Below are 4,022 nucleotides of genomic sequence, written 5' to 3'. Positions count from 1 at the left end.
GATCTCGGTGCGACATCCGTTGAAGGCGGGGTTCAGCTTAAACGCGCCCATGACCCGCGCGGCAGCAATGATGTGCCGACCAGTACCACAGAGCCCGTTATTTACCGTGATGTCAGCGCCCAGATTGGCGGCCGCCATATCACCAACGGCCTGCATTACGAATCACAGTTTGCACTTCGCCGTCTTGATTTTGACGACAGCACCGCGCGCAACGGATCGATCATCCGCAATGATGATCGTGATCGCCTTGAACTGCGCGAGACGCTCCGCATTCTGTGGCCGCTTGATCTTGGGCGTGAGGCTTACGGCGAAGTCACGTTTAACCAGCGACAATATGACCGCACCCCCGATGATGGTGGACGCATCCGCGATTCTGCGGGGTATCAGATGCTGGGCGGCATTCGCCTTGATCTGACCGATCTGATCACGGCCGATCTGGCGGCGGGCTGGATGAACCAGACCTATGCCGACCCGGCCTTTGGCGATATCGGGGATTATACCTTGCGCGGCGATTTCGACTGGTCGGTCACCCGCCTGACCAATATCGCGTTCAATGCCGCGCGCACTGTGCGCGAAACGACCCAGACCGGCGCCAGTGGCATTCTGGCCTTTGAGGCAGGAGCAGGTATTTCCCATGAACTGCGCCGGCGTCTGACCGTTTCACTCAGTGCGGACTACAGCGCAGAAACCTTCCAACAGACCGCGCGGCGTGACAACACCAGTCGGTTCGGGGTTGGCCTTGGCTATGAACTTAATCGCCTTGCCCGGATCGAGGGCGGCCTCGCCTACGACCAACGAAACTCAAACAGCGCGGGTGAGGACTATGAACGCCTGCAAAGCCACATCCGCCTCAAGCTGGAGATGTAAATGACCACACCAAAGCCACGCTTGTTCAATGGCTTGCGCACGGCCCTGATCACGCTGCTCGTATTGATCGCAATGACGATGACGACAAAGGCCCAGACCATCTATGTCATGGATAGTGGCGATACGGTGCGGGTCACGGTGTTTGGCGAACCGGACCTGTCAGGCGAATTCAAGGTCGATGCGATGGGCAGGCTCAACCTTGCGCTGATCGGGCCGGTAAGCGTGCGCAACCTCACCACAGATCAGGCGCGCCAGAAAATCCATAACGCCTATCTGGATGGCTATTTGCGTCATCCCGATATTGCGGTTGAAATCATCGCCTTTCGCCCGTTTTTCATCATGGGGGAAGTCAATCAGCCAGGATCCTATGATTATGTGCCCGGCATGAATGTGCTCAATGCCATCGCAGTCGGCGGCGGGCTGACCTATCGCGGGGATGAGGACGACATCGAAATCCTGCGGGGTCATGATGCTTCGCGCGTCGTCATCCCGGCAACGCTCGCCACCATCGTCATGCCAGGCGACATCGTACGCGTGGCCGAGAGGTACTTCTAAGTCACTGCAAAATGGCGGATTTCCAGTACAATCCACTGCGCATTTTTGATCAGAACGCAGGGGTTTTAGAACTGCTCCACATATCGTCGGATTTTCCGCTGTTTTCTGGATCAACCGTCTTTACCTGCGCCCGTTTTCCATGATGAAATCGCGCTCACGCCATCACCAGATGGCAAACAGATAAAAACCAAAACGATCTTGCCCCACGCAACGGAGTTCACGAAACATGTCCGGGAAAACAGAAACGCGCCATGGCGGACGCATTCTGGTCGATCAACTGGCCCTGCACGGGGCTGAACGCGTCTTTCTTGTCCCGGGCGAAAGCTACCTCGCCGTGCTTGATGGCCTTGTCGATCATCCCGACATCGATCCGATCATCTGCCGTCAGGAAGGCGGGGCCGCCATCATGGCTGAGGCCTATGGCAAGCTGACCAATAAACCCGGCATCTGTATGGTCACCCGTGGTCCCGGTGCCACCAACGCATCGGCCGGCGTGCATGTCGCCCATCAGGACAGCACACCGATGATCCTTCTGGTCGGACAAATCGGGCGTGACATGGTCGATCGCGAAGCGTTTCAGGAAGTCGATTACCGCAAAATGTTCGAACCGCTTGCCAAGTGGGTCGGGCAGATTGATGATATTAACCGCATCCCGGAATATATCAGCCACGCCTATCACATCGCGACATCCGGTCGCCCCGGCCCGGTGGTTTTGGCGCTTCCCGAAGACATGCTGTCTTCAAGCACGGATGTTGCCGATGCCAAACCCTACGTCCCGGTTGAGGCCAAAACAGCGCCTGAAGATGTCTCTCGCTTCCGTGACGCTCTTGCGAAATCCGCAAAGCCGGTCATGATCGTTGGTGGGGGTGGCTGGACCCGCGAAGCGACTGAAAACCTTAAATCGTTTGCAGTTCGTAACAATGTGCCGATTGCGACAAGCTTCCGCTGTCAGGACTATATCCCCAACACGCACAGCCACTTCATTGGTGATGTCGGGATCGGCATCAACCCGAAGCTGGCCGAGCTCATCAAGGACAGTGATCTTGTGATCCTTGTCGGATCGCGCATGGGGGAAATGACCAGCAGCGGCTATAGCCTGCTTGATATCCCCTGCCCGAAACAGAAACTGGTCCATGTTTACAGCGGCCCGGATGAATTGGGCCGGGTCTACCGCCCGGATGTCGCAATCAATGCGTCCCAGCGATCCTTCCTGCGCGCCATCGCCATGATGGAGCCGGTGGATGGATCGGCCCGCGATGACATGATCGAAACCGCACACGCCAACTACATCGCCTTTTCCACCCCGGTTGAAACCCCGGGCGATGTCAAAATGGCGCATGTGGTGGCGGAATTGCGTGAAAAACTGCCTGACAATGCGATTGTCACCAATGGGGCGGGCAACTATGCCGCCTTTTTGCATCGCTTCTTCCGCTATCGGGAATACCGCACCGAACTGGCCCCGACATCGGGCTCGATGGGGTATGGGCTTCCGGCGTCGGTCTCAGCCAAGCTTGCCCACCCGGACCGCCCGGTCGTCTGCCTTGCCGGTGACGGATGCTTTTTGATGCACGGGCAGGAATTTGCCACCGCCGTGCAATATGGCGCGAATATCATCACGCTTGTGGTCAATAACGGTATGTTTGGCACCATCCGCATGCATCAGGAACGCAACTATCCCGGCCGTGTGTCTGGCACCGAACTGCGCAACCCGGATTTCGCCGCCTACGCCAAGGCCTTTGGCGGATACGGTGAAACCGTCACCAAGACCGCGGATTTCGGCCCGGCCTTCGACCGCGCTGTCGCCTCAGGCAAACCGGCCATCCTTGAAATCCAGGTGGACCCACAGGCGCTTACCCCGATCAAAACCCTTGATCAGATCCGTGCGGGCACCTAAGTCGACTTAATTGTTTCGAAAATGCAATAATCGGGATCAGCGTCTGGGAATGCTGATCTCGCCGCTTTCAAGGCCAGCTTTCAGCGCATCGACCGCAACGGCCAATTTCTCATCAACGACATGCAGGTAAGCCGTCCAGTCCGACAGCTTGGAAAGCTCCTCCTTGCCATCGGAAATGCCGCGCAGACCAATCAGCGGCACGCCAAACTTATGGCACGCACGCAAGATGGCAAAGCTTTCCATATCGACCATGTCGGCATCAATCACGTCATAGGCCGCACCCGACACCACATTGGCCCCAGTCGATAAACGGGCTTCGGGGATACCGGGAATGCGTAACGCCATCTCGATTTCGGCGGGCAGATCGACAAACGGCGTGCAGCCCTTCTCAAAGCCCAGAACCGATGCATCCATATCGCGATATGACACCGAAACCGCCTGATAAACCTCGGCCTGCTCAAGCGTACGCGATCCGGCTGATCCTAATGTCACGACAAGATCGGGCAAATCATCCGACAGCTTCAATTCGGTCAGTGCCGCAGTCAGATTGATCGCAGCCTCCACCGGCCCAACCCCGATCATCAAGGGCGTAAACCGCTCCTTGAGGTGATCGCCATATTCCGCCGGTGCCGCCATTGCGAACAACACGTTATGGCCTGCGACATCATGAAGGTATCCGCGCATCTTTGACTTTCCGCATTCTTGA

Annotated in this window: 4 protein-coding genes; 3 read left to right on the top strand and 1 reads right to left on the bottom strand. The window is 57.2% G+C overall.

Annotated elements, in window-relative coordinates:
• From B3Z49_RS11915 to B3Z49_RS11905, 3 genes are all read left to right on the top strand, one after another.
• Nucleotides 1-867 (top strand): outer membrane beta-barrel protein (locus B3Z49_RS11915; protein WP_296991058.1); only part of this gene is annotated, 867 nt, incomplete at its 5' end.
• Entirely contained in the window at nucleotides 868-1,422 is a 555-nt protein-coding gene (locus B3Z49_RS11910) for a polysaccharide biosynthesis/export family protein (protein ID WP_296991057.1), read from the top strand.
• Between the two features lie 226 nt (nucleotides 1,423-1,648).
• Nucleotides 1,649-3,316, top strand: coding sequence for a thiamine pyrophosphate-binding protein (locus B3Z49_RS11905; RefSeq protein WP_296991055.1), 1,668 nt, complete (start codon nucleotides 1,649-1,651; stop codon nucleotides 3,314-3,316).
• A gap of 36 nt (nucleotides 3,317-3,352) precedes the next feature.
• Here B3Z49_RS11905 and B3Z49_RS11900 read toward each other — a convergent pair.
• On the bottom strand, nucleotides 3,353-4,022 hold a 670-nt coding region (locus tag B3Z49_RS11900; protein ID WP_296991054.1), incomplete at its 5' end, for a 5'-methylthioadenosine/S-adenosylhomocysteine nucleosidase.

Source organism: Thalassospira sp. UBA1131 (assembly GCF_002311515.1).
Taxonomy (GTDB): Bacteria; Pseudomonadota; Alphaproteobacteria; order Rhodospirillales; family Thalassospiraceae; genus Thalassospira.
Note: the sequence above shows the minus strand (reverse complement) of the source record. Positions and strands in the feature narration are given on the sequence as shown.